Genomic DNA, 3,525 nt, shown 5'->3' with positions numbered 1-3,525 from the left:
CTTTACCTGTTATTACTGTCCAACATATGGTCGATTAGACAATTTGTTTATCCAGATGAGCAGCGCACCTCTCATTTCTTGACAAATTTCACTGCGAGAATTTCTATTTATTTTTCGTAAATACTAAAAAAGCAGCCTAAACAGACTGCTTTTCTATGGATTTCACTCTTGATTAGAGTTTAAAGAACGAAAGCTGTGCCTTCTGCTTTTCTGCCAATTTAGACAGCTCTAAACTAGCACTCGCGCTTTGACAGATGCCTGATACGTTCTGATTAACCAGTTCAGAGATGTTAACTACATTGCGGTTGATATCTTGCGTCACCTGCGACTGCTGTTCTGCAGCGGTCGCCACTTGGGTATTCGCTTCATTAATACTGATGACTGATTCAGTGATCCCCTGCAAAGCACTGTTTGCTTGAGATGAAAGCTCGCTGTTTTTCGCCAGCATATCTAAACTAACTTGCATACTGTCATTAGCCAGAACAGATTGACTCTGTAACTCTTCAATGATCGCCTGAATTTCACCAGTAGAGTCTTGTGTTCTCGCTGCCAGCATACGAACCTCGTCTGCGACCACGGCAAATCCACGGCCAGATTCACCAGCACGTGCGGCTTCAATTGCGGCATTAAGCGCAAGCAGGTTAGTCTGCTCGGAAACACCGCGAATCACTTCAATTACATCGTTAATCTGCTCTGACTGCTCTTTCAGTGAAAGAACGACCGCCGCAGCTTCGTTTAGGGCAGTGCCCATTTGCGAGTTTGCTTGGTTACTCTCTTCAAAGATATCTAATCCAGATTTAGCAAGCTGATCGGCTTCACGCGCCGTTGAATCCGCCATTAGTGCGTTTTCGCTGACGTTGTTCGCTGTGCTTGATAGCTCATTCACCGCTGACGCGACCTGCTCTACTTCCGCAAGTTCTTGCTGTGCATTCGCTTGAGACTGAGTCATAACTGCTGCTAGCTCAGTGGATGCAGAGCCAACCTCTTCACTGATTCGACTCAGCTCTAAACTGTACCATGGAGCTGTTCGGCGGTTTGGTTAACATCTTTACCTAGCGTAGCGATTTCGTTGTCACCGTCAACATCAGCGCGAACGGACAAGTCACCCTGTGCTAACTCCCGCATCACCTGCTGAAGCTTAGAGACAGGTGTAACGATCATTCCTGATAAGATCTAAGCAACAACCAATGAAATAGCGAAAACCGTCAGCACTGAATACATGGCAATGTCCTTAACAATAGCATTATGCTTCTCACTTTCATCCATTGCTTGGCTTGCATAATTGTTCACTTTAGCCGACAAGCTGTTTATTGATCCCACCATGCGAATGCCCGCTTCACGGTAGTTACCAATGAAACGATTATACTCTTGTTCAGTAACGAACCCGCCATTGTCACGCTTGGTGAACAGTTCTACTGCCCTGTTTGAGAAATCTACATAATCCTCTATCGCATCTCGCACAGAAGCGACTTCGTTTTTAAACGTGTCGCGGCGCGCCATCATGTCTAAATCAAGCTGAATTTTTGACAAACCACTTTTTAACTCACTCAAAAACACTTGGCGACGAGAGCTGTCATAGATTGCGTATACTGCGCTAATTCTTAATGGGTAAACTTGGTCATCAATTTTAGCTAGAGTATCTTTATAGAAAACGAGTGAGTGGGTATTTGAACTGATCACCTCCTGCTCTGCTTCTAATTTTGATTTGGTTATCCACAATGCGATGAACAACGCAATCATAGTAAATAGAACGGGCAAGAGTACCTGCGTTCGAATAGACATATTTTTTAGTGATAGTTGCATTCTGCTTTCTCAATCAAGTGGCTAAGTTCTTCCTTGACGCTGGGTTAATCCGGAACGAAAGCAGGGATTTTAGAGTACGAACATATTCATGTCTAGAATATTAAATTGGTAAACCCCTGAAAAAATAAAACATATTCTGTAATTCATGTTTTATAAATCCTAATAACTTTACATATTTCTTAATTAGCCGTCTTTACTCTATATACGAACCAAAAAAGCTAAGCAGATGCTTGGCTGGAAGGACAGAATTTCAGGCAATTCTGTAATTAGAAGTCGTAACGAACACCTAGGCGAAGTGTATCTTCACCAGTCAGCTTGTAGCCATCTGCATCTGTAGTTGTGTCGACACCGTTTGAGTAGTACGAAACGTAGGTACGGAAGTTAGAGTTGAACTTGTAGTAACCCGCCACTTCAACACCATCGGTCGCGTCTGCTTTGGTTCCATCAGCAGCTTTGTTCTCTTGATTTGTATAAAGTACCGCTGCTGAGAACTGTTTAGTGAAGCTGTATTTCACTGCAAGCTCAAGCGCTTTGAACTCTTTATCATCACTACCCGTTGCTTTATCATCTAAATCACCAGTTGAGTAAGTCGCGCCAAGGTATAGAGCGTCTAACGTGTAACCCAGACCACCAAGAATTTGGTTTTGGCTACCAGCACCTTGACCTAGGTCAGCACCAGAATATGCCAAACCAATATCAAGGCCAAATGGTGCAGAGTAAAGACCAGAGATACCGAAACCATCTGTGTCTTTAGCACTATTCGCTTGGTATGTTGCTTCTAATGCAAATGCATCGAACGCACCGCGATATGCAATAACACTGTCCTCTTTGTCACTTGCAGAGTCGATCGTCTGCTGTACACCAGAGAACTCGGTAATATCGGTTAGGTCAGAGATGATCACGGCCGCCATATCTTGACGACCAAACGAGATTGCATGACCATCGAAATCTAGGCCAGCAAACATGTAGCGGTTTTCAAATTCATCTTTACCAGTATCTTGCTCAGCTTCGTACACACCAAAAGCAGACATGCCATCAGTAATCTGTGATTTGCCTTTTAGGTTTAGACGAGCACGAGTGCTGTCTTCCATTGTCCCTTGGATTTCTTTGCCTTTACTTGTACCGATAAAGTCGCCACGGAACTCGACACGACCACCGACTTTGAGCTCTGTACCGTCAGCCTTATAAACGGTTGCCGCTAGAGAAGAACCCGATACAAGTGCTGCCGAAACGGCTAACGCTGCCACTGCTTTATTCATCTTACTTACCCTTTACATTTACAATGAGCTTCAGTGCTCGAACTGTTGATGCAAGTTAAATTAGATGCGCAGGATGACGGTTAGATTACTAATCCATTACGATTAAATGTCGATTAAATATATATAAAATGACATTAAAGTCAGTGAGTTAAATTAATACCAATGCAATATAAGCATGCTTATGGTTCTCAACGCTCATCTTTTGGTGAGTCCATGACGACCATGGTGGAAATGGACTGAACATGGGTACACTCCCCTAGTACGTCAGCATGGAACTTCTTGTAGCTAACCAGATCTTTAGTCTCTACACGCAGCAAATACTCATTCGCTCCGGTAATATTGTGGCACTCGACAACCTCATCGACAAAACGTACATGCTCTTCAAACTCGAGCTGCGCCTGCTTTCTGTGGCTTGCAAGCCCGATTGAGACATAAGCGATAAAACCAACCCCGAGCTGAGTAT

Annotated in this window: 2 protein-coding genes and 1 pseudogene; all 3 read right to left on the bottom strand. The window is 43.7% G+C overall.

Going from position 1 to position 3,525, the window contains the following annotated elements; translation table 11 throughout:
* Positions 1–172: 172 nt before the first annotated feature.
* Positions 173–1,803: pseudogene (locus QTO00_RS16705) on the bottom strand (methyl-accepting chemotaxis protein).
* A gap of 266 nt (positions 1,804–2,069) precedes the next feature.
* On the bottom strand, positions 2,070–3,062 hold the full coding sequence (locus tag QTO00_RS16700; protein WP_331425793.1) for a porin: 993 nt from the start codon (positions 3,060–3,062) through the stop codon (positions 2,070–2,072).
* Positions 3,063–3,250: 188 nt separating this feature from the next.
* The coding region (locus QTO00_RS16695) for an Lrp/AsnC family transcriptional regulator (RefSeq protein ID WP_331425792.1) at positions 3,251–3,525 on the bottom strand (275 nt) is incomplete at its 5' end.

It is taken from the genome of Vibrio sp. M260118 (assembly GCF_036533755.1).
GTDB lineage: Bacteria > Pseudomonadota > Gammaproteobacteria > Enterobacterales > Vibrionaceae > Vibrio.
Note: the sequence above shows the minus strand (reverse complement) of the source record. Positions and strands in the feature narration are given on the sequence as shown.